The sequence below is a fragment of the Tenacibaculum profundi genome (assembly GCF_057162725.1).
In genome coordinates, this window is the sequence record NZ_CM169894.1 from 1,309,480 (window position 1) to 1,333,361 (window position 23,882).

General features: G+C 28.6%; 28 protein-coding genes. 23 read left to right on the top strand and 5 right to left on the bottom strand.

Going from position 1 to position 23,882, the window contains the following annotated elements; translation table 11 throughout:
* Window positions 1-12: 12 nt before the first annotated feature.
* From AC2GW8_RS05205 to AC2GW8_RS05245, 9 genes are all read left to right on the top strand, one after another.
* A complete protein-coding gene (locus tag AC2GW8_RS05205) occupies window positions 13-174 on the top strand; it encodes a hypothetical protein (RefSeq protein WP_440881722.1) in 162 nt (53 codons plus the stop codon).
* Window positions 156-368: a heme-binding protein gene (locus tag AC2GW8_RS05210; protein ID WP_440881723.1), complete on the top strand. Its 213-nt coding sequence runs from the start codon at window positions 156-158 to the stop codon at window positions 366-368. The genes AC2GW8_RS05205 and AC2GW8_RS05210 overlap by 19 nt, the downstream gene beginning before the upstream one ends.
* Window positions 369-517: 149 nt before the next feature.
* Window positions 518-991: a 23S rRNA (pseudouridine(1915)-N(3))-methyltransferase RlmH gene (gene rlmH / locus AC2GW8_RS05215; protein WP_440881724.1), complete on the top strand. Its 474-nt coding sequence runs from the start codon at window positions 518-520 to the stop codon at window positions 989-991.
* A gap of 306 nt (window positions 992-1,297) precedes the next feature.
* Window positions 1,298-1,876 carry a non-canonical purine NTP diphosphatase gene (locus AC2GW8_RS05220; RefSeq protein ID WP_440881725.1) on the top strand — a complete coding sequence of 193 codons (579 nt, stop codon included), beginning with the start codon at window positions 1,298-1,300 and terminating at the stop codon, window positions 1,874-1,876.
* A 4-nt stretch (window positions 1,877-1,880) separates the two neighbouring features.
* A complete protein-coding gene (locus tag AC2GW8_RS05225) occupies window positions 1,881-2,915 on the top strand; it encodes a FecCD family ABC transporter permease (RefSeq protein WP_440881726.1) in 1,035 nt (344 codons plus the stop codon).
* Window positions 2,908-3,705, top strand: coding sequence for an ABC transporter ATP-binding protein (locus AC2GW8_RS05230; RefSeq protein ID WP_440881727.1), 798 nt, complete (start codon window positions 2,908-2,910; stop codon window positions 3,703-3,705). The genes AC2GW8_RS05225 and AC2GW8_RS05230 overlap by 8 nt, the downstream gene beginning before the upstream one ends.
* A 63-nt stretch (window positions 3,706-3,768) precedes the next feature.
* A complete protein-coding gene (locus AC2GW8_RS05235; RefSeq protein ID WP_440882186.1) occupies window positions 3,769-4,806 on the top strand; it encodes a M28 family metallopeptidase in 1,038 nt (345 codons plus the stop codon).
* Between the two features lie 289 nt (window positions 4,807-5,095).
* Window positions 5,096-5,743, top strand: a complete 648-nt coding sequence (locus AC2GW8_RS05240; RefSeq protein ID WP_440881728.1) for an SGNH/GDSL hydrolase family protein — start codon at window positions 5,096-5,098, stop codon at window positions 5,741-5,743.
* A gap of 231 nt (window positions 5,744-5,974) precedes the next feature.
* Entirely contained in the window at window positions 5,975-6,880 is a 906-nt protein-coding gene (locus tag AC2GW8_RS05245; protein ID WP_440881729.1) for a hypothetical protein, read from the top strand.
* Between the two features lie 158 nt (window positions 6,881-7,038).
* On the opposite strand, the gene holA is transcribed toward AC2GW8_RS05245, so the two are convergent.
* On the bottom strand, window positions 7,039-8,043 hold the full coding sequence (gene holA / locus AC2GW8_RS05250) for a DNA polymerase III subunit delta (protein ID WP_440881730.1): 1,005 nt from the start codon (window positions 8,041-8,043) through the stop codon (window positions 7,039-7,041).
* A 71-nt stretch (window positions 8,044-8,114) separates the two neighbouring features.
* Here holA and AC2GW8_RS05255 point away from each other — a divergent pair, with 71 nt between their 5' ends.
* Window positions 8,115-8,564, top strand: coding sequence for a type I restriction enzyme HsdR N-terminal domain-containing protein (locus tag AC2GW8_RS05255; protein WP_440881731.1), 450 nt, complete (start codon window positions 8,115-8,117; stop codon window positions 8,562-8,564).
* A gap of 34 nt (window positions 8,565-8,598) precedes the next feature.
* Window positions 8,599-9,597, top strand: a complete 999-nt coding sequence (locus tag AC2GW8_RS05260; RefSeq protein WP_440881732.1) for a glycosyltransferase family 2 protein — start codon at window positions 8,599-8,601, stop codon at window positions 9,595-9,597.
* A gap of 142 nt (window positions 9,598-9,739) precedes the next feature.
* On the opposite strand, the gene AC2GW8_RS05265 is transcribed toward AC2GW8_RS05260, so the two are convergent.
* Together AC2GW8_RS05265 and AC2GW8_RS05270 are read right to left on the bottom strand one after the other, a co-directional pair.
* Window positions 9,740-10,360 (bottom strand): L-threonylcarbamoyladenylate synthase, encoded by a 621-nt coding sequence (locus AC2GW8_RS05265; protein WP_440881733.1) that lies wholly within the window; start codon window positions 10,358-10,360, stop codon window positions 9,740-9,742.
* Window positions 10,360-10,869, bottom strand: coding sequence for an IS1096 element passenger TnpR family protein (locus tag AC2GW8_RS05270; protein ID WP_440881734.1), 510 nt, complete (start codon window positions 10,867-10,869; stop codon window positions 10,360-10,362). Before AC2GW8_RS05270 ends, AC2GW8_RS05265 begins: the two co-directional genes overlap by 1 nt.
* A gap of 60 nt (window positions 10,870-10,929) precedes the next feature.
* Between AC2GW8_RS05270 and AC2GW8_RS05275 the strand changes: the two genes are divergently transcribed.
* Both AC2GW8_RS05275 and AC2GW8_RS05280 read left to right on the top strand, forming a co-directional pair.
* Window positions 10,930-11,349 carry a PaaI family thioesterase gene (locus AC2GW8_RS05275; RefSeq protein WP_440881735.1) on the top strand — a complete coding sequence of 140 codons (420 nt, stop codon included), beginning with the start codon at window positions 10,930-10,932 and terminating at the stop codon, window positions 11,347-11,349.
* A gap of 257 nt (window positions 11,350-11,606) precedes the next feature.
* The gene (locus AC2GW8_RS05280; protein WP_440881736.1) at window positions 11,607-12,641 is read left to right on the top strand and encodes a chorismate-binding protein; all 1,035 of its coding nucleotides are present in this window, start codon (window positions 11,607-11,609) and stop codon (window positions 12,639-12,641) included.
* 85 nt (window positions 12,642-12,726) lie between these two features.
* Here the strand turns inward: AC2GW8_RS05280 and AC2GW8_RS05285 are convergent, their stop codons facing one another.
* Window positions 12,727-13,083, bottom strand: a complete 357-nt coding sequence (locus AC2GW8_RS05285; RefSeq protein ID WP_440881737.1) for a PUR family DNA/RNA-binding protein — start codon at window positions 13,081-13,083, stop codon at window positions 12,727-12,729.
* 89 nt (window positions 13,084-13,172) lie between these two features.
* Complete coding sequence (locus AC2GW8_RS05290) at window positions 13,173-14,927, bottom strand: ABC transporter ATP-binding protein (RefSeq protein ID WP_440881738.1); 1,755 nt, start codon at window positions 14,925-14,927, stop codon at window positions 13,173-13,175.
* Window positions 14,928-15,075: 148 nt separating this feature from the next.
* On the opposite strand from AC2GW8_RS05290, the gene AC2GW8_RS05295 reads away from it, so the two are divergent.
* The 10 genes from AC2GW8_RS05295 to AC2GW8_RS05340 all read left to right on the top strand — a co-directional run bounded on the left by AC2GW8_RS05295 (window position 15,076) and on the right by AC2GW8_RS05340 (window position 23,849).
* A complete protein-coding gene (locus tag AC2GW8_RS05295; RefSeq protein WP_440881739.1) occupies window positions 15,076-16,176 on the top strand; it encodes a Glu/Leu/Phe/Val family dehydrogenase in 1,101 nt (366 codons plus the stop codon).
* A 73-nt stretch (window positions 16,177-16,249) separates the two neighbouring features.
* Entirely contained in the window at window positions 16,250-17,188 is a 939-nt protein-coding gene (gene nusB, locus AC2GW8_RS05300; protein WP_440881740.1) for a transcription antitermination factor NusB, read from the top strand.
* Between the two features lie 37 nt (window positions 17,189-17,225).
* Complete coding sequence (locus tag AC2GW8_RS05305) at window positions 17,226-17,696, top strand: DUF1573 domain-containing protein (RefSeq protein ID WP_440881741.1); 471 nt, start codon at window positions 17,226-17,228, stop codon at window positions 17,694-17,696.
* Window positions 17,696-18,013: a preprotein translocase subunit YajC gene (gene yajC, locus AC2GW8_RS05310; RefSeq protein ID WP_440881742.1), complete on the top strand. Its 318-nt coding sequence runs from the start codon at window positions 17,696-17,698 to the stop codon at window positions 18,011-18,013. Before AC2GW8_RS05305 ends, yajC begins: the two co-directional genes overlap by 1 nt.
* 50 nt (window positions 18,014-18,063) lie before the next feature.
* Window positions 18,064-18,993 carry a CdaR family protein gene (locus tag AC2GW8_RS05315; RefSeq protein WP_440881743.1) on the top strand — a complete coding sequence of 310 codons (930 nt, stop codon included), beginning with the start codon at window positions 18,064-18,066 and terminating at the stop codon, window positions 18,991-18,993.
* A gap of 6 nt (window positions 18,994-18,999) precedes the next feature.
* Window positions 19,000-19,587, top strand: coding sequence for a dephospho-CoA kinase (gene coaE, locus AC2GW8_RS05320; protein WP_440881744.1), 588 nt, complete (start codon window positions 19,000-19,002; stop codon window positions 19,585-19,587).
* Between the two features lie 148 nt (window positions 19,588-19,735).
* Window positions 19,736-21,271 carry a sensor histidine kinase gene (locus AC2GW8_RS05325; protein ID WP_440881745.1) on the top strand — a complete coding sequence of 512 codons (1,536 nt, stop codon included), beginning with the start codon at window positions 19,736-19,738 and terminating at the stop codon, window positions 21,269-21,271.
* A gap of 16 nt (window positions 21,272-21,287) precedes the next feature.
* Entirely contained in the window at window positions 21,288-21,986 is a 699-nt protein-coding gene (locus tag AC2GW8_RS05330) for a response regulator transcription factor (protein ID WP_440882187.1), read from the top strand.
* Between the two features lie 108 nt (window positions 21,987-22,094).
* A complete protein-coding gene (locus AC2GW8_RS05335; protein ID WP_440881746.1) occupies window positions 22,095-22,994 on the top strand; it encodes an ABC transporter ATP-binding protein in 900 nt (299 codons plus the stop codon).
* Between the two features lie 18 nt (window positions 22,995-23,012).
* Complete coding sequence (locus tag AC2GW8_RS05340) at window positions 23,013-23,849, top strand: ABC transporter permease (RefSeq protein ID WP_440881747.1); 837 nt, start codon at window positions 23,013-23,015, stop codon at window positions 23,847-23,849.
* The last annotated feature ends 33 nt before the right edge of the window (window positions 23,850-23,882 follow it).

A 23,882-nucleotide genomic window follows, 5' to 3' on the forward strand; every position in this document is an offset into this window, starting at 1 on the left:
AAATAAATAATAATGAGTATAACAATAGAACAGGCAGAAAAAGCTATTACTAAAGCCAAGCAAAACTCAATACTAATTAATACTAAAATGAATATTACTATTGTAGGTACTGAAGCAAACTTGGATACACTTAAAACTTGGATACACTTAAAAAGATGGACAGTGCTTGGCTAGGCTCACTTGGTATTTCTATAAAAAAAGTAAAGGCAACATGTTATTTTAATACAGATTCTGGTTTATTTAGAAAACTATCTCAGCCAGGTCAAACTTTACACAACATAGAACATTCGAATAATAGTTTGATTACATTTCTAGGTGGTGTTCCAATTAAGAATGAATTAGGAAAAATCATTAACGCAATGTGTTAGTAGAAGTTCTATTGAAAATGATCATATTATTGCTCAAACAAGAGCATCAGCTATATAATTTCCCCTAATTTAAGCTGACAAAGAGGAGTAACTTTTTATAGTACCCTCTTTGTCTTTTTAGTTTATTAAAACATTTGTAGTTTTACTGTATGAAGATAAAACTACTTGTAATCGGCAAAACTGACAGCAAACAATTACTACAACTTATTAATGAATATCAGAAGCGATTGAAACGCTACATAAAATTTGATATAGAAATAATTCCAGATTTAAAAAATATAAAAAACATTAATGAAGAACAGCAAAAAGAAAGAGAAGGAGAGTTAATTATTAATAGACTTCAATCAACTGACCAACTTATTTTACTAGATGACAAAGGACAACAATATACTTCTATAGAATTTTCTCAATATCTTCAGAAAAAAATGAATTCCAGTGTCAAACAATTGGTATTTACTATTGGGGGACCTTATGGATTCTCGGAAAAAGTTTACCAAAAAGCAAATGGAAAATTATCTCTATCAAAAATGACTTTTTCTCATCAAATGATTCGTCTTTTTATTATAGAACAAATATATAGAGGATATACTATTCTCAAAAACGAGCCGTATCATCATGAATAAATTCTTATTATTAATTCTAAAATTCTGAAGGCATAGAAAACAATTTTCTAATGTTGCTATGAGAATAAAATAGCTTATTCAGAGCATTAAGTATTTATGATATTTTTTTAAGATATAAATTAACTTTTAAAAATTCTTATTAAATAGAATTTAAAATGTACTTAATTTTCCCAGAAAACATTTTTTTTCTTCACCGATTTAAGTCTAATGTTTTTTATTTAAAGATTAATATAAAGGCAAAAAAGTTTACCTTTGCTGAAAGGTAACAAATACACTTTTTTTAAAAACAATCAGAATTAATATAAAATGAAACTTGTTTTTGCTACAAATAATTTAAATAAATTAGCTGAAGTGCAGAAGATGCTACCCAAAACTATTGAATTATTATCTCTTAAAGATATTAATTGTTTTGAAGAAATTCCAGAAACTGCAACTACTTTAGAAGGAAATGCAAAAATAAAAGCAAATCATATTTCAGAAAATTATCAATATAATTGTTTCGCTGATGACACAGGTCTTGAAGTAAACGCTTTAAACGGAAACCCTGGAGTATATTCAGCTCGCTATGCTGGTGAGCCTGTAAATATTGAAAATAATATCTCAAAATTATTAAATGAGTTAAAGACTACTGATAACAGAAAGGCTCATTTTAAAACTTCAATTTGTTTAAATTTAAATGGTAGTCAATTTCTATTTGATGGAATATGTAAAGGTGAAATTTTACATAGCAAACAAGGAGAAAAAGGTTTTGGCTATGATCCTATTTTTAAGCCCGATGGTTCTAAGTTGTCTTTTGCTGAAATGTCCTCAGAGGAAAAAAATAAAATTAGTCATCGTGGATTGGCCATTACCAAGTTAATTACTTTCCTCTCGAAATTATCATAAATACTTGAATATTTCTAAAACATACACAAAGCATTTTGCCCTACTATTACTATCGTTATTTCTCTTCTTACTGCTAAATATAAGTTTAGGCTCTGTTCATATACCTGTTTCTAAAATCATCTCGATTCTTATGGAAATTGGTGAACCTCCTAAAAATAGCTGGGATATAATAGTAATCGACTACAGGCTTCCAAAAGCCATTACAGCTATTATGGTTGGATCAGGCTTGTCAATAAGTGGGCTTTTAATGCAAACCTTGTTTAGAAATCCGTTAGCTGGGCCATTTGTTCTTGGTATCTCATCAGGAGCTAGCCTTGGTGTAGCTCTTTTTATTTTAGGTTCTGCTCTGTTTGGAAGTTTTTGGGAAACTTTTGTAGTTTCTAACTGGTCAATCACAATAGCGGCTAGTATTGGCGCATTTGTCGTTCTTTCTTTGGTTATAATTGCTGCTAACAAAGTTAGAAACACCATGTCTATTTTGATTATTGGATTAATGTTTGGCTCTTTAACTTCTTCAGTTATAAATGTCCTTTCTTATTTGAGTGAAGCTAATAAAATTCAACAATATCAATATTGGAGTTTAGGGAGCTTAGGTAATTTAACATGGAATGAAATTCTAGTTTTTTTTGTTTTTTATATCATTAGTATTGTTGGCATACTCTTAATTATCAAACCATTAAACAGCTTGTTACTAGGTGAAAATTATGCAAAAAGCTTAGGCTTAAATGTTAAACTATATAGAAATATTATTTTATTAATAACTAGTCTTATGACCGGAGTAATAACAGCGTTTTCAGGTCCAATTGGATTTGTCGGAATAGCAACACCTCACCTAGCTAAAATTTATTTTGTAAGCTCAAATCATAAAATTTTAATACCTGCTTCAGCAATTTTAGGTGCTATATTACTATTAATCTGCGATTGTATTGCACAAATACCAAACAGCTCATTTACTCTTCCTATTAATGCCATAACTTCATTATTTGGAGCTCCTGTGGTTATTTGGTTGTTGATTAGAAAAAAGAAAGTTTATGCATAATAGAGAAAATAATATCATACTTGAAAGTAAAAATTTATCTATTGGCTTTGGGTCAAAAAAAAACAAGAAGATTGTTGCATCAGACATAAACTTGCGATTGGAAAAAGGAAAGTTTTTTGCTATACTTGGACGAAATGGCATTGGGAAATCAACTTTACTACGTTCATTTTCAAAAATACAAAAGCATTTGAATGGAGATATCCTGCTCGACGGTAAGAATATTGAGCAATACACTAATAAACAATTAGCTACTAAATTAAGCGTTGTATTAACAGAACGACTTCCCTTAAGTCAATTAACGGTATTTGAGTTAGTCGCTTTGGGAAGACAACCATATACCAACTGGATTGATAAATTATCACCTGAGCAATTAAAAAAAATATCCTGGTCAATTGATATAACCGAAATTTCACATTTAAAAAATAAGTATTTTTACGAGTTAAGTGATGGTCAATTACAAAGGGTTATGATTGCACGTGCTTTAGCACAAGATACTGAAATTATTATCCTAGATGAGCCTACTGCTCATTTAGATATTCATCATACATTTAAAGTTTTTTCTCTTTTAAAAAAACTTGTTAAAACCGCAAAAAAAACAATTATTATATCAACACATGAAGTTAACCTAGCAATACAACTAGCAGATAATTTAATCTTGTTATCTGAAAACAAAACTCACCAAGGAACTGTAAAGGAGTTAATTAATAAAAATGCTTTTAGCTCTTTATTTCCCATTGAACTGATAAGTTTTAACAAAAAATTAGAACAGTTCGTAATAAAGAAAAGTTAATTTTATATGTTAACCAAATTATAAAACTATAACTAACTAAACCTTAAACATTATTAACAATTGATAAAAAATTTACTCCCTTTCGCTATTTTCTTTGCATGTATTTCATGTAGTACAAGTAAAGAAACTATAAGTACTGATAAAGAAATAACCGTTGATTATTCAACTAAATATGCTGAAACAATAACAGCTAAAGATCTTGGAAAGCATTTATTCGTCTATGCCTCTGATGAATTTGAAGGAAGAGATACAGGCGAACCTGGTCAAAAAAAAGCCAGTGAGTATCTAAAGAATTTTTATTTAAAAAACGGCATTAAATCTCCAAAAAATGACAATAACTATTATCAAAAAGTTCCTTCACAATACTTTACTAAAAATGTTTTTGGAAAAAAACCTCTAAAAAACTCAGAAAATGTAGTGGCCCTAATCAAGGGGACTGAAAAACCTGAGGAAATAATTGTCATATCCGCTCATCTAGATCACATTGGTTCTAAAGATGGTAAAATTTATAACGGAGCTGATGATGATGGCTCAGGTACCGTAGCTGTTTTAGAAATTGCAGAAGCTTTTAAAAAAGCATCTGATGAAGGAAAAGGACCAAAACGGTCTATCTTACTTTTGCACGTTACAGGTGAAGAGAAAGGTTTATTAGGTTCTAAGTATTACACGGAAAATCCTATTTTTCCATTATCCAATACTATTACAAACCTTAACATTGATATGATTGGTAGAGTCGATGATATTCATAAAGGAAAACCTAACTATATTTATCTAATTGGCTCTGATAAATTAAGCTCTCAACTTCATAATATTTCTGAGTCTATTAATAGAAAATACCTCAACATAGATCTTGATTATAGATATAATGATGAAAATGACCCAAATCGTTTTTATTACAGGTCTGATCATTACAATTTTGCTAAACATAATATTCCAATCATATTTTATTTCAATGGGATCCATGATGATTATCACAAACCAACTGACACTCCTGATAAAATCAACTATAAATTACTTGAATCAAGAACTCGTTTAATATTTCACACTGCGTGGGAAATAGCAAATAGAAATGAACGAATTAAATTGAATAAAAAAAATTAAGAATTGATTGGTCATTAATTTTATCGAACTATCGTTATTCGGTGGTCAGTTATAATTAATAACAAAAAATCTTTATCTGAGTAACCAATCATCAATCTATAATTAGCTCAAATTAAATCCACATATTTGGATAACCATAGGTCTATTACTGAATTCTATCGATTTTTTTCAATTACCTCATTTTAATTAACTATATTAAAAAGTGTATTTAACATAGGAATTTCTTCTCGAGTCCCCTATCTTACAACAATATATATAGCATAGACTAATGGTAATAAAATCATTTGAAATGAATTATTTAAAATTAAAAAATTTGATCATTTTAGTCTATTTTTTATCTAATTACACGTTTTCACAGAATATTAAAAATAGTAATTCTGATAAAAAAGAAATTAGTATCTTATTTATAGGTAATAGTCTAACCTATTTTAATAATCTTCCAAAGTTAATTAAACGATCTATGAATCAAAAAAAGATAAAACTCAATATTGAAATGGTCGCTTACCCGAAATATACAATAACAGATCATTGGAATGGAGGGAGAGTTCAAAAAATAATTTCAAATAAAAAACCCTCTTTTGTTATTCTTCAACAGGGGCCTTCAGCCTCAATAGCTGAAAAACGTACCCTTATTGAAGTTGGAAAAAAATTCAAACAACTTTGTAGTATAAATAATACTAAGCTATGTTATTTTATGGTATGGCCATCTCGCAAAAACTACAATGACTTTAATAAAGTTATAGTAAATTATTCTGAGGCAGCAAAAGTTAATAATGCTATTTTACTACCAGTTGGAAAAAAATGGAAAAATCATTTTGATCTTAACAATAAATTTGACTATTACTCAAAAGATGGTTATAACCCTTCTCTAAAAGGGTCTAAAGTAGCAGCTAATATAATTTCTAACAAACTTTTAACAGAAATTGAAAAAAAGTAAAATACAGCGATCAATTAAGACCTAAAAAAGTAAGTAATATTTTAAAAAGACAATTAGTAAATATTAACTAATATTTACAATCATAAAATATTCAAATTCGTGACTTTAGTTTATATTTGCGTATTATTTTAAAGGGGAATTTTAAAAGACTAAAATATTGTTCTTTCAAGAACATATATATCCCTTCCTTTTAAGCATATATATTCCTCTCATATATTAAGCGACAATTAGATGACAGAAAGGATTATGAAAAACTTAAACGCGATAATATTAATCTCAGGTACAATAATACTTTTGAGTTCTTGCATCCATAAAAGAAATTCAAAAGAAATTCAAAAGAAAACAAACTTAGAGCAGAATAAAAGTATTTTTAACTATTCTTTTAAAAGTATAAACTATTCAAAAAAAATCGATTTTTTTAAGGATAATAAATTTATCGTTACGGAAAATATTTTCAGAGTAAATGGAGACAGGACTACAAAAAAATATTTTGGTAGCTATCAAAAAGACGAAAACAATATCATCTTGACCCCTAAAGAATTAGAAATTGCCCATTATAAATTAAACTCTGATTTTAAGGAAAAATCAAATAGATTCCCTTACAAGCAAGTTAGCTCTAAAATTAACACGAAATATTATATAATTAAATGGAATGATTATGAGTACCTACTATCTGATCAATTCAATTCATTAGCAAGTTATGATGAAAAAAATGATTTTCAACATTTTGCTTCTTTTTTCAATTCAGGAATTGAACCTAGTGAAGGAGATTATTATTTTAAAAGAAAAAACAAGAAAAAAAATAATACTAAACCAGGTTTAAACATAGATCAAATTCCAAAACAATGGAGAACTTATTTTTTGAATGAGCCTATATCTGCAAAAATAATAAAAACTGAAAAAAGAGTTGAAAAAAGTAAGTACCAGAATGAATTCACCTTTTTAAGGATTTATTTAAATAAAGGAGCTAATGATGGCATAAAAAAGGGGTTTGCTTTTTCTACAAAATATGACGATTTTCAAATAAAGATAGATTCTATTACACCAAATGCCTCCTCTGGCAATTTTAGAGTTATTGAAGACGATTTCATTAAAATAGGAACAGAAATGAGAACTCGCTGGAGTAAAATTCTATAGAGAATAACAGTTAAGTAATTTTTAAATCATATCTTATATGAATATTATTTGGCGTAACTATAGCATTCCTGGCTAAACTTAAATATTAATTTTCATTGAATCTTTAGAGTATTTATAAATATAATTTCAAGAAGGTCAGTACACTATTTTTCCAAAAATTAATGCAAAATCTTAAATAATAACTCTTTTAAAATATCAATTTGTGTCAAAGTATTATTGCCAACCCCTTTACTATTCATATCAGCATCTCTCAAAAGAGTAATTATTTTTGATACTTTACGCATTGGATAATTACGTGCAGCTACGACATAGTCTTCTACAAAATAAGGATTCACTCCTAAATTTTTAGCAACAGATGCTTTAGATTTATCATTTAAGCCGTGATACATCAAAAGCTGTGTAAAAAAACTATTTAATAGAGATATGGTCATTACTAAAGGATTATTTTTCAGATTCTCTCCAAAATATTTTATAATTTGATTTGCCTTCAAAACATTCTTACTCCCTATAGCTTTTCGTAATTCAAAATTATTAAAGTCTTTCGAAATACCAATATTTTCTTCAATGTGAACAGGATTAATTATAGTTTCCTTCGACAAAACAGAAATTAGCTTTTCTAACTCATTACTTATTTTACTTAAATCAGTCCCAAGAAACTCCACAAGCATTTGAGCTGCTTTTGGTTCTATTTGATATTTTTTCCCTCCTAGAATCTTTCTTATCCAATCTGAAACTTGGTTATCATATAATTTTTTACTTTCAAAGAACAAGCCATTTTTTTCAATAACTTTATATACTTTTTTACGTTTGTCTAGCTTTTTGTATTTATAGTTAAAAACCAATATAGTTGATGGTTGTGGTTGACTGGCGTAAGATTCTATTTTATCAATTGTTCTACTTAAATCCTGTGCTTCTTTGACGATAATAACCTGATGACTCGACATCATAGGAAAACGCTTAGCCGCAGATACTATTTCTTCAATAGAAACATCTCGCCCGTACATAACTAATTGATTAAATTCTTTTTCAGACTCATCCAACACGGAATTTTCAATATATTCAGATATTTTATCAATATAGTATGGCTCCTCACCCATTAAAAAATAAATAGGCTTATAATTACCATTTTTTATATCGTTTATAAGATGTGTTACTTCATTCATATACTTTTGTATCTCTTTTAATCAAATAATCGAAAGACCTTATTGTAGAAAAAAACATGTACTTTTGAATCATGCAAAAATTAAACTTGCCTGCTTTCAATTTCAAGCTCAAAAGTAACGAAAATAAAAAGCTAATATTCGATTGCTTAAGAAAAAAATATTTTGTCTTGACCCCAGAGGAATGGGTTAGGCAACACTTTGTAATGTACTTAATGGCAATGAAGAATTACCCCGCTTCTTTAATCGCTATTGAAAAGCAACTGATTGTAAACAACTTAAAAAAAAGAACGGATATTCTTATTTTTAATAAACAGGGGAAACCTGACATAATAGTGGAATGCAAAGCCCCTAACGTGAAGATAACACAATCTACCTTTGATCAAATTGCTAGATATAACTTAAGACTTAACGCTAATTTTTTAATTATTACAAATGGGTTAAAGCACTTTTATTGTAAACTTGATTCTAAAAATGAAAGCTATGTATTTTTGAAAGATATACCAAAATATGAAAATAATTAATCAAAAGTCACGTTAAAAATGTATTTTTAGCCTCTTGAAAATAGCCATTGTCATATTAAACTGGAACGGAAAAAAATTACTAGAACAATTTTTACCAAGTGTAATCAATTTTAGTTCTAACCAAGCTACTGTTTATTTAGCTGATAATGCGTCTTCGGATAATTCTATAGCATATGTCAAAAAGTATTTTCCAACTATTAAAATTGTTCAAAATAAACTTAACGGTGGTTATGCAAAAGGATATAATGAAGCCCTAAAGTATATAAAGGCAGATGTTTATTGTCTAATGAACTCTGATATAGAAGTTACTAAAAACTGGCTTATCCCCATAATTAAACTTTTCAAAAACGAATACGACACAGCAATTATTCAACCGAAACTATTAGATTATAAAAATAAAAAAAAGTTTGAATATGCTGGTGCTGCTGGTGGTTTCATTGATTTATTTGGTTATCCATACTGTAGAGGTAGAATTTTCAATTTTCTAGAAACAGATAATGGTCAGTTCAATGATACTTCAGAAATATTTTGGGCTTCTGGAGCCTGTTTTTTTATAAGATCAAAAATTTTTCATGAATTAGGAGGATTTGATGAAGACTATTTTGCCCATCAAGAAGAAATAGATTTCTGTTGGAGATCTATAAATGAAGGATATAAAATTAAGTATGTTGGTGCCTCTACCGTATATCATGTTGGAGGTGCTACTTTGCAGGAAACTAACCCCCATAAAACATTTTTAAATTTCAGAAACAGTCTCCTGAATATAGTTAAAAATGTACCTAATCGCTGGTTTCTATTTGTTATTATTTCTAGACTTATACTAGATGGAATTTCTGGGATTAAATTTATAATAGAAATGAAACCAATGCACTCCTTAGCTATTATAAAAGCCCACGTAAGCTTTTATAGAAATTTCATGAGATTTTTTAAAAAAAGGAGAAATTTAAAAAAGAAATTAAACTATTATTCTCACATATCTATTGTTTGGCAATATTTTATTTTGAGACGAAAAAAATACAATACACTAAAATAGAGTTTACAAAAAAAGTACCTTTACACAGTATGTTACAAAGATAAAACCATCTGTCCAATAAAATTTAAAATATGGTTTTATGATACTCAGAATGATTAATTTTTTTTATTTAATTATTAAAGGAAGAAAATGATATATACAACTAAAGAATAATTAAACTTCCTTTTCCTTTTCTAATAACTTCAGGTTCACTTTTTGTTAAATCGATTACTGTAGAAGGAAGGTTACCTCCATACCCACCATCGACAACAACATCAACGATATTTTTCCATTTCTCAAAAATTAACTCAGGATCAGTCGTATACTCTAGAATTTCATCCTCATCATGAATTGAAGTTGAAACTATCGGATTCCCTAGTGATTTTACAATGGATCTTGCTATATTATTGTCAGGAACCCTTATACCTACAGTTTTTCTTTTTTTAAATACTTTTGGGAGAGAACTACTTCCTGGTAAAATAAAAGTATATGCTCCTGGTAAAGATCTCTTTAAAATTTTATATGTTGCTGTATCAATTTGTTTTATGTAATCCGATAAATGACTAAGATCATTACAAACGAATGAAAAGTTAGCTTTTTCAAGCTTTACACCTTTTATCTTAGCTATTCTTTCTAAAGCTTTTGTATTTGTAATGTCACATCCCAAACCATATACAGTGTCTGTTGGGTATATAATAATACCGCCCGATCGTAAACACTTAACGAGCTTATCTATTTCCTTTTCATTAGGATTTTCATCATATACTTTTATAAAATCGGCCATTAAAACTTATCTAAGTCAATATCATCTATATTTGTAAAATTTTCAAAATCATCAAATTGACCTCCGAAGTCCTCCTCTGATTTGCTCGAAAGATCTTGAATATCGAATTTATTATTGCTATTTTCTTCAGGCACCTCTCCAACAGATAATATCACTTTAACTTCTTCTACCAAGATATCTTTAAAATCTATCAATTCAATATAAAAAGTCCACATATTAAAAAAATCATAAACATAAATAAGTTTGCTATTTTGCTCTTTTAATACATCAGTAATAACATAATTTGACATAGACACTCCTTCACCTATTTCGGACATGTTAAAAAGAGGTATCTCATCATTCTGGCTCCATTTATCATCAGAAAGATAAAATGATGCCATTTCATGACCATCAAAACCAAAAGCTTTTGCTATAGAAAAATGCAAATCTTCTAAAGAAGATTTCTCATTAATATGAAACGTTCTAATCACATCTTCTTCCGAATCTAATATCGCTCTAATTTTATACATGTTGGTAATTTTATTTGGTTACAAAAATACGTATTTTTGATCTATAATTATGATAGTATTATGGATAAAGAAAAAATTCTTCAACGACTAAATCAATTAAATAAAAATACGCTAATGGAGACCCTCGACATTAAATTTATTGATATAGGAGAGAATTTTCTAACAGCAAAAATGCCTGTTAATTCTAAGGTTCACCAACCATTTGGTTTACTTCATGGAGGCGCTACAGCTGCCTTAGCAGAAACGGTTGGAAGCGCTGCTTCACAATGTTCTTTAATTGATGTAAAAACAAAAATTACTGTAGGCCTAGAATTAAATATAAATCATATAAAAAGTAAAAAAAAAGGAATTTTATATGCTAAAGCCACTGTTATACATAAAGGAAAAACAACTCATTTGTGGGAAATTAAAATTATAGATGAAAAAAATGATTTAATATCTGTTTGTAAATTAACCAATATTGTACTTGACAAACAATGAGTTTAAAAATTTATATATAGTACTTGTATAAAAAAATATTGTCCCGGTAAGATTTTACTAAATTTAACTTCAATTAGTTATGAATATTCATCAGAAATCGTGTTGGATAATCTACTTAAATAATTCAAAACGTTTTTTAACAAGATTCTTCGATCGGAAACAAATCAAACTTGTTAAATTAAAGAAAATAACATATAATCTTATTTTAGATTTGCTCTTACATAAATTAAATAGAAACTTTTAAACCCTAAATAATATTGACTATTTTTAAAAATATTGAAAGCTCTTTAAATAACAATTTACCATTTGTTTGCTACCGAAAACCAAATGAAGATATGATTTCATGTTTTTTTCAACATGATGATATTCTCCACTCAGACAAAAACCTAAATACTTCTGGGTTTATTTTTGCTCCATTTGATGATAGTGATGTCCCAATTATTATACCAAAAGAAAATTCCCGTTTCATACAGGAAATTTATTCCGAAACAAAAAGCAAGAATAATATTAACCTAAATTTAAACAGCCTTACCTTCAAAGAAAAGCATGTTAATTTAATAAAAAAAGGCATCGAAGCAATTTATAATAAGGAACTTGAAAAAGTAGTGTTAACCAGAAAAGAAATTGTTAGTTTAGAAAAAAACAAACCCGTAGAATTTTTTAAAAATTTACTAAATAGTTATGAAAGTGCCTTTGTTTATATTTGGTTTCACCCCAAAATAGGTTTGTGGCTAGGAGCCACACCAGAAACTCTTATTAAAACTAATAACAAAAATTTCGAAACAATGTCTTTGGCAGGCACTCTTCCTTTCCAAAAAAATATTCTTCCTAACTGGACAACAAAAGAAATAGAAGAACAACAACTTGTTACGGATTATATAATTAAAAAATTATCTCCTTTATGTAAGGTAATAAAATCAGAAAAAGTAGAAACTGTTAGAGCAGGTAAATTATTACATTTAAAAACAAAGATAAACGGCACGCTCGAAGCTCCTATTTCAAAACTAATAAATACACTTCACCCTACTCCGGCTGTTTGTGGACTTCCTAAAGAAATGTCTAGGAAATTTATTCTAGAAAACGAATGTTATAAAAGAACTTTCTATACGGGATACCTAGGAGAACTAAATTTCTTAAAAAAAACAGAGCTTTACGTGAATTTAAGATGTATGGAAATAAAAGATTCCAAGGCTCTAATTTACGTTGGTGGCGGTATTACAAAAGATAGTTTATCTGAAAATGAATGGATTGAAACTGTTGAGAAATCAAAAACAATGAAAAGGGTGTTATAAAACCATCCTTGCAGCTTCACAAGCTACAAGGTGATTTTTACTGTGTAAATTGAATTGAATTTTCAGTTAAGTTTTTTTTGATATGCTATATATCGTCAAAAGAAACGTCTGTAAAGCTTTCAGTTGTCGCCGTTTCAACAGCTTCTTCTTTCCTATAATCTTTTTGATGTCGTTCGCTAATAACTTCTTGTCCTTTTTCTTTAACAATATAACCAGTTGCTTTTTCAAGCATTTCTTTAAAATCAGTAAAATCTTCTTTATACAAGTAAATTTTATGTTTCTGATAATGGAAGGATCCATCATCATGAGTAAACTTTTTACTTTCTGTTATTGTTAAATAATAATCATCTGCTTTTGTAGCCCTTACATCAAAAAAATAAGTTCTTCTTCCTGCTCTTAAAACCTGTGAAAAAATTTCGTCTTGTTCTACTCTCTCGCTCATAATTCTTTATCTTAAGTAATAAATATAGTTGTTATGTTTAGAATCACTCAACAAATCTAACAAAATATTTGACTTAACAATGCTTTTAACTATATTTCTTTTTCTAAAAGTTGTTGATGAAATAAATCCTTGTAGTACCCATCTTCCATTACCAGCTGATTATGAACACCTTCCTGTTGTACAGTACCATTATTAAGAACCAAAATTTTATCAGCATTTTTGACTGAAGAAATTCTATGACTTATAATAAAAGTTGTTTTATTTTTGGAAACTTTTTCCAAATTCAAAAGTATTTTCTCTTCTGTTTCTGTATCAACTGCAGACAAGCAGTCATCAAAAATTAATATTTTTGGTTTTTTAATAATAGCACGTGCTATCGAAGTTCTTTGTTTTTGTCCTCCTGATAAAGTTACACCTCTTTCTCCTAAAACTGTGCTGTAATTATTTTTAAAACTCATAATATTGTCATGAATTACAGCATTTTTTGCGGCCTCTATAATTTCTTCTTTCGATGCATCTTCTTTTCCAAATTTAATATTGTTCTCAATTGTATCTGAAAAAAGAAAAGGGTCTTGCGCTACAAAACCTATTTGGCTTCTAACATCAAATAAGTTACATTTTCTTATATCTTCACCGTCAACTAATACACTACCATCTGAAACATCGTATAACCTTGCAATCAAATTTACTAAGGAAGATTTCCCACACCCCGTACTTCCAAGAATTGCAACAGTTTCTCCTTTTTTTACTTTGAAACTTAGATTATTCAACGCCTTGATATTTGTATCTTCATAAACTAAAGAAACATTTCTAAATTCAATATCTCCTTCTATATTTGTAGATTCTTCAACATTATTTTTAATTTCAGGAACTTGTTCCAAAAATTCATTAATTCTTTGTTGAGAAGCCTCTGCTTGTTGAACAATTGACGTTACCCATCCAACAATTGCTACTGGCCATGTTAAAATATTAACGTACAAAAAAAACTCTGCCACAACACCTATTTGTATTTGTTCATTTATATAGAGTTTTCCCCCTATGTATAAAACGATAATATTGCTAATGCCAATTAATAAAATCATCAAAGGAAAAAATAAAGCTTGTACTTTATATAAATCAATGTTTTTTGACTTACTATCGTCAGCCAGAGCATCAAATTTTTCTGTTATGTCATTTTCAATCGAAAATGACTTGACAATATGAATACCTGAAAAAAACTCTTGATTATAAGTAGTCAACTTTGATAAATATTGCTGAACTATTGTACTCCTTTTATTAATTTGCTTGCTTAAAATAAAAATTGAAACTGATAAAACAGGAAAAGGTATCATAGTATATAAAGCAAGCTTAGGAGAAATACTATACATTTGAGTAAAACCCACAATGAATGACAAAATCATATTTAAACTATACATTATTGCTGGACCAAAATACATTCGAACCTTAGAAACATCTTCACTTATTCGGTTCATCAAATCCCCTGTTCTATTATTCTTATAAAAATTTAAGGATAACTTCTGATATTGTGCATATATTTCATTTTTTAAATCGAACTCGATTAACCTGGACATAACAATAATAGTTTGTCTCATTAGAAAAGTAAAAAAACCTGCAACTAGGGTTAGCCCAATAATGAAAAAAATATTTCGCAACAAATCATATTTAACAACCTCTATATCAACAGAATAACCTTTTATGTAATTTTCAACAGAATTCAATGAATTTCTAATAATTACTGGAATTCTTAATGCTAAAAACTTTGATAAAATGGTTATAATTATCCCTGCTAGCAATCTCCACTTGTACTTTCTAAAATATTTATTTAAATATTGTAATGCTTTCAAACTTCACTTTTTTATCTAAAAAAAACCTACCCAATTAGAAATTCAATAAATACATAATCTTTTTTTGATTATCTTTTAGTGATTTCTTATTTTTGAGTCAATTTTTTTTAAGATTATCAAAATAAACTCAATACTAAACTAATAATAAATGACGTCAGAAATCTTAGATCAAAAAGATCTTAAAAACTCTAAAGTCTTTGGTCAATTATCCTTCGATAATCATGAACAAATCGTATTTTGTAATGACGAAGATACAGGTTTAAAAGCAATTATTGGTATTCATAATACAACTTTAGGTCCTGCTCTGGGTGGTACAAGAATGTGGCAATACAAAAATGAATGGGAAGCTTTAAATGATGTACTTCGTTTATCTCGCGGAATGACCTATAAATCTGCAATTAGTGGACTTAACCTTGGTGGTGGAAAAGCTGTAATTATTGGCGATGCTAAAACTCAAAAAAATGATAACTTGATGAGGCGTTTTGCTGAGTTTGTTCATTCTTTAAGCGGTAAATACATTACTGCGGAAGATGTCGGAATGGAAACTCGTGATATGGATATTATGAGAAAAATCACTCCTCATGTGACTGGTGTATCTGAATCAATCGGAGGATCTGGAAATCCATCTCCTGTCACAGCTTATGGTGTATATATGGGGATGAAAGCTGCTTCAAAACATAAACTAGGGACTGACAAACTAGAAGGGAAGAAAATTTTAGTACAAGGCATTGGTCATGTTGGAGAGGCTTTGGTTAAATACATAACTGATGAGGGAGCTGAAGTAATATTAAACGACATAAATGAATCTCGCCTGGAAGAACTTAGCAAAAAATATAATGCAAAAGTAGCCTTAGGTAATGATGTCTACGAATTAGATATCGATATTTATGCTCCGTGTGCTTTGGGAGCAACTTTAAATGATAAAACGATCAATCAATTAAATGCTAAAGTTATAGCAGGTGCTGCTAATAATCAACTAGAAAATGAAATAAGACATGGAAAGCTACTAAAGGACAAAGGAATAGCCTATGCTCCAGATTTTTTAATAAATGCTGGTGGAATTATAAATGTTTATGCTGAAGTTTCTGGTTATGGTAAAGAAGAAATTATGAAAAGAACAGAAAATATTTATGATACTACTCTAGACATTTTCTACCTTGCTCAAAAAGAAAACATTACTCCTCATAGAGCTGCATTTGATATTGCACAATCAAGAATAAATAAGCGCAAAAAGGAACTTAACAAATAAATTAAGTTTTTTTTTATACTTTTGCAGAGCGTTAGAAAAAAATCTAACGCTCTTTTTTTTAAAGTTCTTTAAAATGATAAATAGGAGACATATTCGAGTTAAAGTGATGCAATCTGTTTATGCAATGCAGCAATCAAACAATCAAGATCTAATCAGAGAGGAAAAGTTTTTGAAACATAGTATCCAAAAAATGTTTGATCTATATGTTCTTAACTTGCAGTTGCTGGTTGAAGTTCAGAAATTGGCTCGTAAAAGACTAGAACTTTCAAGAAAGAAAATTCTAGCCACAAAAGAAGATTTAAATCCGAACACCAAATTTGTGGACAATCGTTTGTTAAATCTTCTATCAAGTAGTATTAGTCTAGAGGGGTACATTGAGTTAAACAAACTAAAATACTGGGAGTTAGACGAAAAATATGTTAAAATCATACTAGAACAGCTTCTCGAAAGTAACCTTTACTCTAAGTACATGGACACAGTAGAAGACTCATATAATGTTGATCGAAGCTTTGTTATCAGCTTTTTTAGAGAAATCGTTGCTCCTAACGAAAAAATAGCAGATTATTTTGAAGATAAGATGATTTCTTGGGTGGATGATATGCCTTTTGTTAATACATGGATTTTAAAAACATTAAACAAGCAATCTCCAAAAAATCCTTTTGTCTTAGGAAACCTTTATAAAGATGATGATGATAAATCATTTGTATCTGAGTTATTTAGAAAAACAATTTTAAATCACCACAAATACGAGAATGATATTCGAGAAAAAACTCCTAACTGGGAATCTGATAGGATCGCTGACGTCGATATGATTTTAATTAAAATGGCTATCACTGAGTTTTTACATTTTGCGTCTATTCCTAGTAGAGTGACTATCAATGAGTATATCGAATTGGCAAAAGATTATTCAACAAACAAAAGTGGTCATTTTGTGAATGGTGTTTTAGATAAATTAGCTAAAGAATATTTAGCCAATAGTACGATGATAAAAATTGGAAGAGGATTATTATAATAATATTATTACTTTTACAACTATAAAATTTTTAATTATGAGAAAACTTCTAATATCACTAACTATTTTATTATCTACCACAATAATTACTTCTTGCTCCAAAGGTAATGCCAAATCAAAAATAAATAAAGAAAATGTTGCAAATGCATCAGAAAGAGATAATGAGATTAGCAAAGGAGCACCTATCGCTTTATTTGATAAGGAAAACTTTGATTTCGGAACTGTAACAGAAGGAGAAATCGTAAAAACAACTTTTGTTGTTACAAATAAAGGAAAATCAGATTTAGTCATAACAGACGCTAAGGCAACTTGTGGATGTACAGTACCTGTTTGGCCAAAGGAACCTATTTCTCCTGGTGCAACTGGTAATATTGAAGTAAGCTTCAATACTAACGGAAAAACCAATAAGCAATCTAAATCTGTTACACTTTATACAAATACAGAAAAAGGTACTGAAATTGTAAAGATTTCTGGAATGGTTACACCAAAACAACAAAATAACTCTTGATGTTAGCAAACGTATTCTTTTTACAAACTGGTAGTAATAGTATTATGAATATGCTACCGTTTATCTTAATGATTGTAGTTTTATACTTTTTTATGATTCGTCCTCAAATGGCAAGGCAGAAAAAAGAAAAAAAGTTCCATTCATCTGTTAAAAAAGGTATCAAAGTTGTTACCTCTAGTGGAATCCATGGAAAAATAGTTGATATAAATGACAATGATAACACTGTATCTATTGAAACTAGTGCAGGAAAAATAAAGTTTGAAAGATCTGCAATTTCGATGGAATTAACCCAAAAGCACGACACTGCATCTAAATAACAATAATAAAGTGAGCTAAAAGCTCACTTTTTCTTTTAATAAACTCTGTTTTGTATAAAACATTAAAAATACCTAAAGCATTTTTAAGTTTCCTTATAGCTTCTATCCTCTTTTGGCTATTAATGAATCTCTCCAAAGAATATATAACGGAAATTAATTTAGATATCTCTTTTAAAAACATAGAACAAGGCAAGTTAATTTTGAACAATCCCCCTGATGAAATCAACTTATCAATAAGCGCGGTTGGATTCAAACTCTTAGGCACAAACCTTTTTCATAAACCTTTAGTAATAGATTTAAAAAACTTAATTAAAAAAACAGATTCCACCTATTTTCTTTTGAGTAAAAATCTTATTCCTGAAATTCAAAATCAATTAAAATCTGGACTGATTCTCAAAAATATAAATCAAGATTCTATTTTCTTCAAAATAAATAAGCTCAATTCAAAAAAAGTTAAAATAGTAACTGATATCAATGTAAATTTTAAAAAAGGATTTGACTTGTCATCTAAACAAACTTTAACTCCAAATACAATTACTATTTACGGACCAAAATCAATACTTGATACAATTAACTCTCTAAAAACAGAAAAAATAAAACTCTTAAATATTTCTGATGATGTAGCAATGCAAACAAATATTTTGATCCCTGACAAAGTAACAACAAGGTATAAAACGACTACGCTTAAATTTAAAGTAGATAAATTTACTGAAGGAAAAATAGAGATTCCTATTACAGTTATCAACCTACCTCCCAAAAAAACAATTAACATTTACCCCAAAACAGTTTCTTTAATCTACAAAATTGGACTCAAAGATTTTAGTAAAGTCGATTCGAGTTTTTTTAGTATTTATTGCGACTACAAAGAATGTCAAAAAAACAAGCTCCCATATCTCATTCCTAAATTAAAATCTAAAGCTAAAATTGTTTCTTCTGTCAGAATTATTCCTAATAAAATAGATTTTTTAATAAGTAAATAACTCCTTATGATTATAGGCTTAACAGGTGGAATAGGCAGCGGTAAAACAACAGTTGCCAAAATATTTTCAAAATTTCAAAATACAACGGTTTATTATGCTGATATAGAAGCTAAAAAACTAATGATAACTTCAAATGTAATTAAAGAAAACATGATTAATGAGTTCGGAGAAAATACATATATAAATGGTCAACTAAACACAACTCACATAGCAGACATTGTATTTAATGACAAAGAAAAACTAAAAACCTTAAATGAAATCGTTCATCCTGAAGTTTATAAACACCTGACACAGTTTGTAGAAAAAAATAAAAACAAAGATTATATTTTATATGAAAATGCTATTCTTTTTGAAAATAAAAGTGATAGTTTTTGTGATAAAATTATTACCGTCACTGCGCCAATAGATATTAGAATCAATCGTGTTATCGAAAGAGATAAAGTCTCTTCAAAATCTGTTAAAACGAGAATTCAAAATCAATGGAATAATGACTTAAAAATCATGCAATCCAACTATGTTATCAAAAACAAAAAACTGAAAGACACTGAAAAACAAGTATTTAAAATACATAATATTTTAACAAACCAACTCTAGCGAATTAACTAACGTTTATCTTTTTTCTTAAATTTTTCTTAAATTTATAAAAAATCTGTTAATCTAAGTTAAAACAAAATAAAACTTAGGTTTATTGATTTATTTTTGAACGATGGGTAAAAAAATCTTCATTTTAATTGTTGTTTTAATGAGCGTCTCGTTGGTAGGAATAATATCTGTCCAAATTTATTGGATAAAAGATGCTATAAGAAACAAACAAAAACAATTCGACAATGACGTTACAATTGCCCTAAATAGCGCCTCTGAGCGAATAAAAGAAAATGAACTTGAGAAGTTTAGCTTTTATTCAGCCGAGTTTAGAAGAAGTAATAAATTCCGAAAAAGTGCAGAGTTTAAAAATTATCTTTTTCGACAATATGATACCGTTTCAAAAAGACAGTTCACATTTGCGTCAAGCATTGTAGAAGAAAACTTTAAAATTCCTTCAAAATTTATCGATAATGATACAATATTGCTAAAACGAATTTCTGGAAAAAATGATGTTTTCTCCCTACAGGTAATGACATCAAGTGATAAAGATTACGCTTCCAAAACCTTAAAAGAAAGAAAATATTCTTTTTTAGATGATTATGATGCTTTAAATAAACATGAACTTGAAAAAGCATATAGAGAAGCCTTGAAGGAAACCCCAATACATAAAAGAATAACTAACAATAAATTAAAATCAATTCTAAAAAAAGAATTGATAATGAGAAACATAACAGAAGAATTCACATATGGTGTTTACGATGGTGGATTTGCCACACCTTTAAAATCTGGTTACTTTAATATTGAACCTATAAATGACTTTTACTATCCTTTATTTGCTGATGAAAATGGGAACAGTAAATATAGGCTTTATATTAAATTTCCCCATAGAAGTGAAAATCTAATTTCAGGTATAATAAAAATATTATTGGTCTCACTTCTTTTTATTGGTATAATTATTGCAGCATTCTCCACATCCCTTTATCAATTAATAAGACAAAAAAAAATATCTGAAATTAAAACTGATTTCATAAATAATATGACTCATGAATTTAAAACTCCTATCGCTACGATTAATTTGGCCTTAGATGCTATTAAAAACCCTAAAATAATTTCAGATAAGGAAAAAATAAAACGTTATGTGCAAGTCATACGTGATGAAAATAAACGAATGCATGGTCAAGTGGAAAATGTTCTAAGAATATCGAAATTAGAAAAAAATCAAATTGAGATGAGTAAAGATTCATTAGACATGCATGATGTTATTACAGAGGCTAACGAACATATTAAACTTTTAATATCCAGTAAAAATGGATTGCTTTCTACCTATTTTAAAGCCATATCTTCTAAAGTCCTAGGTAATAAGTTTCACTTAACAAATGTTATTGTTAACATGCTTGAAAACGCAGTTAAATATTCGGAAGAAAAACCATTAATAGACATCTTTACCGAAAATACAAATAAGTACTTCATACTTAAAATAAAAGACGACGGCATTGGAATGAGTAAAAATGCTCAAAAATATGTTTTTGATAAATTTTATAGAGAACATAACGGAAATATTCATAATGTAAAAGGTCATGGTTTAGGATTAGCATATGTAAAAGAAATTATAGACAGCCATCAGGGTACGGTTTATGTTGAAAGTGAAAAAGGTAAAGGAAGTACGTTCACAATTAAATTACCACTAATATAAAATGAAAGGATACAATATGGGAAGTAAAAAAATTCTATTAGTAGAAGACGATCCAAACTTTGGAACCGTCCTAAAAGATTATTTAGCTCTTAATGATTACAATGTAACACATGCAAAAGATGGAATCGACGGGTTAATCATGTTTAAAAATACAGAATATGACTTATGTATTCTGGATGTAATGATGCCAAGGAAAGATGGCTTTTCTTTAGCCGAAGATATTCGAACAACAAATAAAGAAATCCCTATTATTTTCTTAACGGCCAAAACACTCAAAGAAGATGTACTCAGAGGGTATCAAGTTGGAGCTGATGACTACTTAAACAAACCTTTTGATTCGGAAGTTTTACTTCACAAAATAAAAGCTATTCTTCAGCGTAAAGAAACTGAAAAGTCAACAGATAATGAAGAATTTGAATTTAAAATCGGTAATTTTGATTTTAACTCAAAACTACGTCATCTGAGTTTCAATAATAACGAGCCTCAAAAACTTTCTCCTAAAGAAAGTAAGTTACTAAGAATGTTGGCTGTTCATAAAAATGACCTAATGCCTCGTGAGTTAGCTCTAACCAAAATTTGGAGGGATGATAACTATTTTACATCTAGAAGTATGGATGTTTATATAGCAAAGTTAAGAAAATACCTTAAAAATGATGAAAATGTTGAAATACTGAACATTCATGGAGAAGGATTTAGGCTAATAGATAAGTCTTAATTTACAATATTACTCGCACCACTTTAAAGCTTCCTTAAACCAGGAGGCTTTTTTTTGTAACAAATAATAATAATAATCGTCATATTTATATATTAAAACTGCAAAAGCTTGGAAACTATTTTATCGATTAAAAACCTAACTAAAAATTACGGAAAAATTAAAGCTGTAAAAGACTTATCATTTGAAATAAAAAAAGGAAATATATACGGTATCCTAGGACCTAATGGAAGTGGTAAATCTACAACTTTAGGAATTATTTTAAATGTTGTAAATAAAACTTCTGGGGCTTTTAATTGGTTTAATGGCAATACCACAACACATGAGGCATTGAAAAAAGTAGGCGCTATAATAGAACGCCCCAACTTTTATCCCTTCATGACAGCTTTTCAAAATTTAGAATTAATCTGCAAAATAAAGGGAGTATCCAACAATAAAATTAATGAAAAATTAAAAGAAGTTAATTTATTTGAAAGAAAAGATGATAAGTTCAAAACCTATTCTTTAGGAATGAAGCAGCGGTTAGCTATAGCTTCTGCCCTTTTAAATGACCCTGAAATATTAATACTTGATGAACCTACTAATGGCCTAGATCCTCAAGGAATACACGAAATTCGTCAAATAATTAAAAAAATTGCCAAAACTGGTACAACTATCTTATTAGCATCACATTTATTAGATGAAGTAGAAAAAATATGTACCCATGTAATTGTGTTGAGGAAAGGAGAAAAATTATATAGTGGCAGGGTTGAAACAATGATCGCTTCAAATGGAATTGTTGAGATAAAAACGGAACACAGTATAGAAAAAACTGTCAATGTTCTAAAAAATTACCATGAAACAGCAAGCGTTAATATCGATAATGAATTAATCATTGTTCAATTAGAAAACGATATTTCCGCAGCTACCCTTAATAAATATCTTTTTGAAAATAATGTAATTGTATCACATTTGGTAAAAAGAAAACCCTCTTTAGAAGAACAATTTCTTGATTTAACAAATAATAACTAAACTATTAAACTTACAATTATGTTTCGCCTTTTAGCCATAGAATTTCATAAATTAAAATACAACAGAGCCAGTAAAATTCTGTCAATAATATACTTTGCACTCCTGACATCAATAGCTCTAATCGCATCTATAAAATTTGATATAGGTCCTATTAAATTTCACCTAGCAGAACAAGGCATCTTTAACTTTCCTTATATATGGCATTTTAATACTTATGTAGCATCTATATTTAAATTCTTTTTTTTATTGGTCATTGTGTCAATGATGGCAAATGAGTACAGTCATAAAACCTTAAAACAAAATTTAATTGACGGATTAAGTAAAAAAGAGTTCATCCTTTCTAAGTTTTATACTGTTATTGCCTTTGCTTTTCTATCAACAGTTTTCGTTTTCATTACATCACTAGTGCTTGGAATTATATACTCTGACTTTAATGAGCTCTCTATTATTTTTTCTGATCTGGATTACTTATTAGCTTTTTTCATAAAACTTACTGGTTTCTTTTCTTTTGGTTTATTTCTTGGTATTTTAATAAAACGTTCTGCTTTTGCCGTTGCGGGAATGATTATCTGGTATTTTTCAGAATGGATAATATACGGGATATTGAAATGGAAAAGTTTGGCTAATTCTGAAATAGCTCAAAATGTAAAAAATTTGCTTCCTCTAGAGTCAATGCAGAACTTAATTGTAGAACCAGGAACAAGATTAAAATCTGTTAAATCAATAGCAAATCAAATAGGAGAAGAAATAACAAAAGATTATTCCGTTAGCTATTTTAACATAATAATTGTTTTAATATGGACCGTAATATTTATATATTCATCATACTTTATGTTAAAAAAAAGAGATCTATAACTTGTTTTAAGTAGCTTTGTTGATTAATACTCA

What these genes read in the sequence shown, in the direction of transcription:
- AC2GW8_RS05205 (WP_440881722.1), top strand. Translation starts at nt 13, where the DNA reads ATGAGTATAACAATAGAACAGGCAGAAAAAGCTATTACTAAAGCCAAG.
- AC2GW8_RS05210 (WP_440881723.1), top strand. Translation starts at nt 156, where the DNA reads ATGGACAGTGCTTGGCTAGGCTCACTTGGTATTTCTATAAAAAAAGTA.
- rlmH (WP_440881724.1), top strand. Translation starts at nt 518, where the DNA reads ATGAAGATAAAACTACTTGTAATCGGCAAAACTGACAGCAAACAATTA.
- AC2GW8_RS05220 (WP_440881725.1), top strand. Translation starts at nt 1,298, where the DNA reads ATGAAACTTGTTTTTGCTACAAATAATTTAAATAAATTAGCTGAAGTG.
- AC2GW8_RS05230 (WP_440881727.1), top strand. Translation starts at nt 2,908, where the DNA reads ATGCATAATAGAGAAAATAATATCATACTTGAAAGTAAAAATTTATCT.
- AC2GW8_RS05240 (WP_440881728.1), top strand. Translation starts at nt 5,096, where the DNA reads ATGAATTATTTAAAATTAAAAAATTTGATCATTTTAGTCTATTTTTTA.
- AC2GW8_RS05245 (WP_440881729.1), top strand. Translation starts at nt 5,975, where the DNA reads ATGACAGAAAGGATTATGAAAAACTTAAACGCGATAATATTAATCTCA.
- holA (WP_440881730.1), bottom strand. Translation starts at nt 8,043, where the DNA reads ATGAATGAAGTAACACATCTTATAAACGATATAAAAAATGGTAATTAT.
- AC2GW8_RS05255 (WP_440881731.1), top strand. Translation starts at nt 8,115, where the DNA reads ATGCAAAAATTAAACTTGCCTGCTTTCAATTTCAAGCTCAAAAGTAAC.
- AC2GW8_RS05265 (WP_440881733.1), bottom strand. Translation starts at nt 10,360, where the DNA reads ATGGCCGATTTTATAAAAGTATATGATGAAAATCCTAATGAAAAGGAA.
- AC2GW8_RS05270 (WP_440881734.1), bottom strand. Translation starts at nt 10,869, where the DNA reads ATGTATAAAATTAGAGCGATATTAGATTCGGAAGAAGATGTGATTAGA.
- AC2GW8_RS05275 (WP_440881735.1), top strand. Translation starts at nt 10,930, where the DNA reads ATGGATAAAGAAAAAATTCTTCAACGACTAAATCAATTAAATAAAAAT.
- AC2GW8_RS05285 (WP_440881737.1), bottom strand. Translation starts at nt 13,083, where the DNA reads ATGAGCGAGAGAGTAGAACAAGACGAAATTTTTTCACAGGTTTTAAGA.
- AC2GW8_RS05295 (WP_440881739.1), top strand. Translation starts at nt 15,076, where the DNA reads ATGACGTCAGAAATCTTAGATCAAAAAGATCTTAAAAACTCTAAAGTC.
- nusB (WP_440881740.1), top strand. Translation starts at nt 16,250, where the DNA reads ATGATAAATAGGAGACATATTCGAGTTAAAGTGATGCAATCTGTTTAT.
- AC2GW8_RS05305 (WP_440881741.1), top strand. Translation starts at nt 17,226, where the DNA reads ATGAGAAAACTTCTAATATCACTAACTATTTTATTATCTACCACAATA.
- yajC (WP_440881742.1), top strand. Translation starts at nt 17,696, where the DNA reads ATGTTAGCAAACGTATTCTTTTTACAAACTGGTAGTAATAGTATTATG.
- coaE (WP_440881744.1), top strand. Translation starts at nt 19,000, where the DNA reads ATGATTATAGGCTTAACAGGTGGAATAGGCAGCGGTAAAACAACAGTT.
- AC2GW8_RS05325 (WP_440881745.1), top strand. Translation starts at nt 19,736, where the DNA reads ATGAGCGTCTCGTTGGTAGGAATAATATCTGTCCAAATTTATTGGATA.
- AC2GW8_RS05330 (WP_440882187.1), top strand. Translation starts at nt 21,288, where the DNA reads ATGGGAAGTAAAAAAATTCTATTAGTAGAAGACGATCCAAACTTTGGA.
- AC2GW8_RS05340 (WP_440881747.1), top strand. Translation starts at nt 23,013, where the DNA reads ATGTTTCGCCTTTTAGCCATAGAATTTCATAAATTAAAATACAACAGA.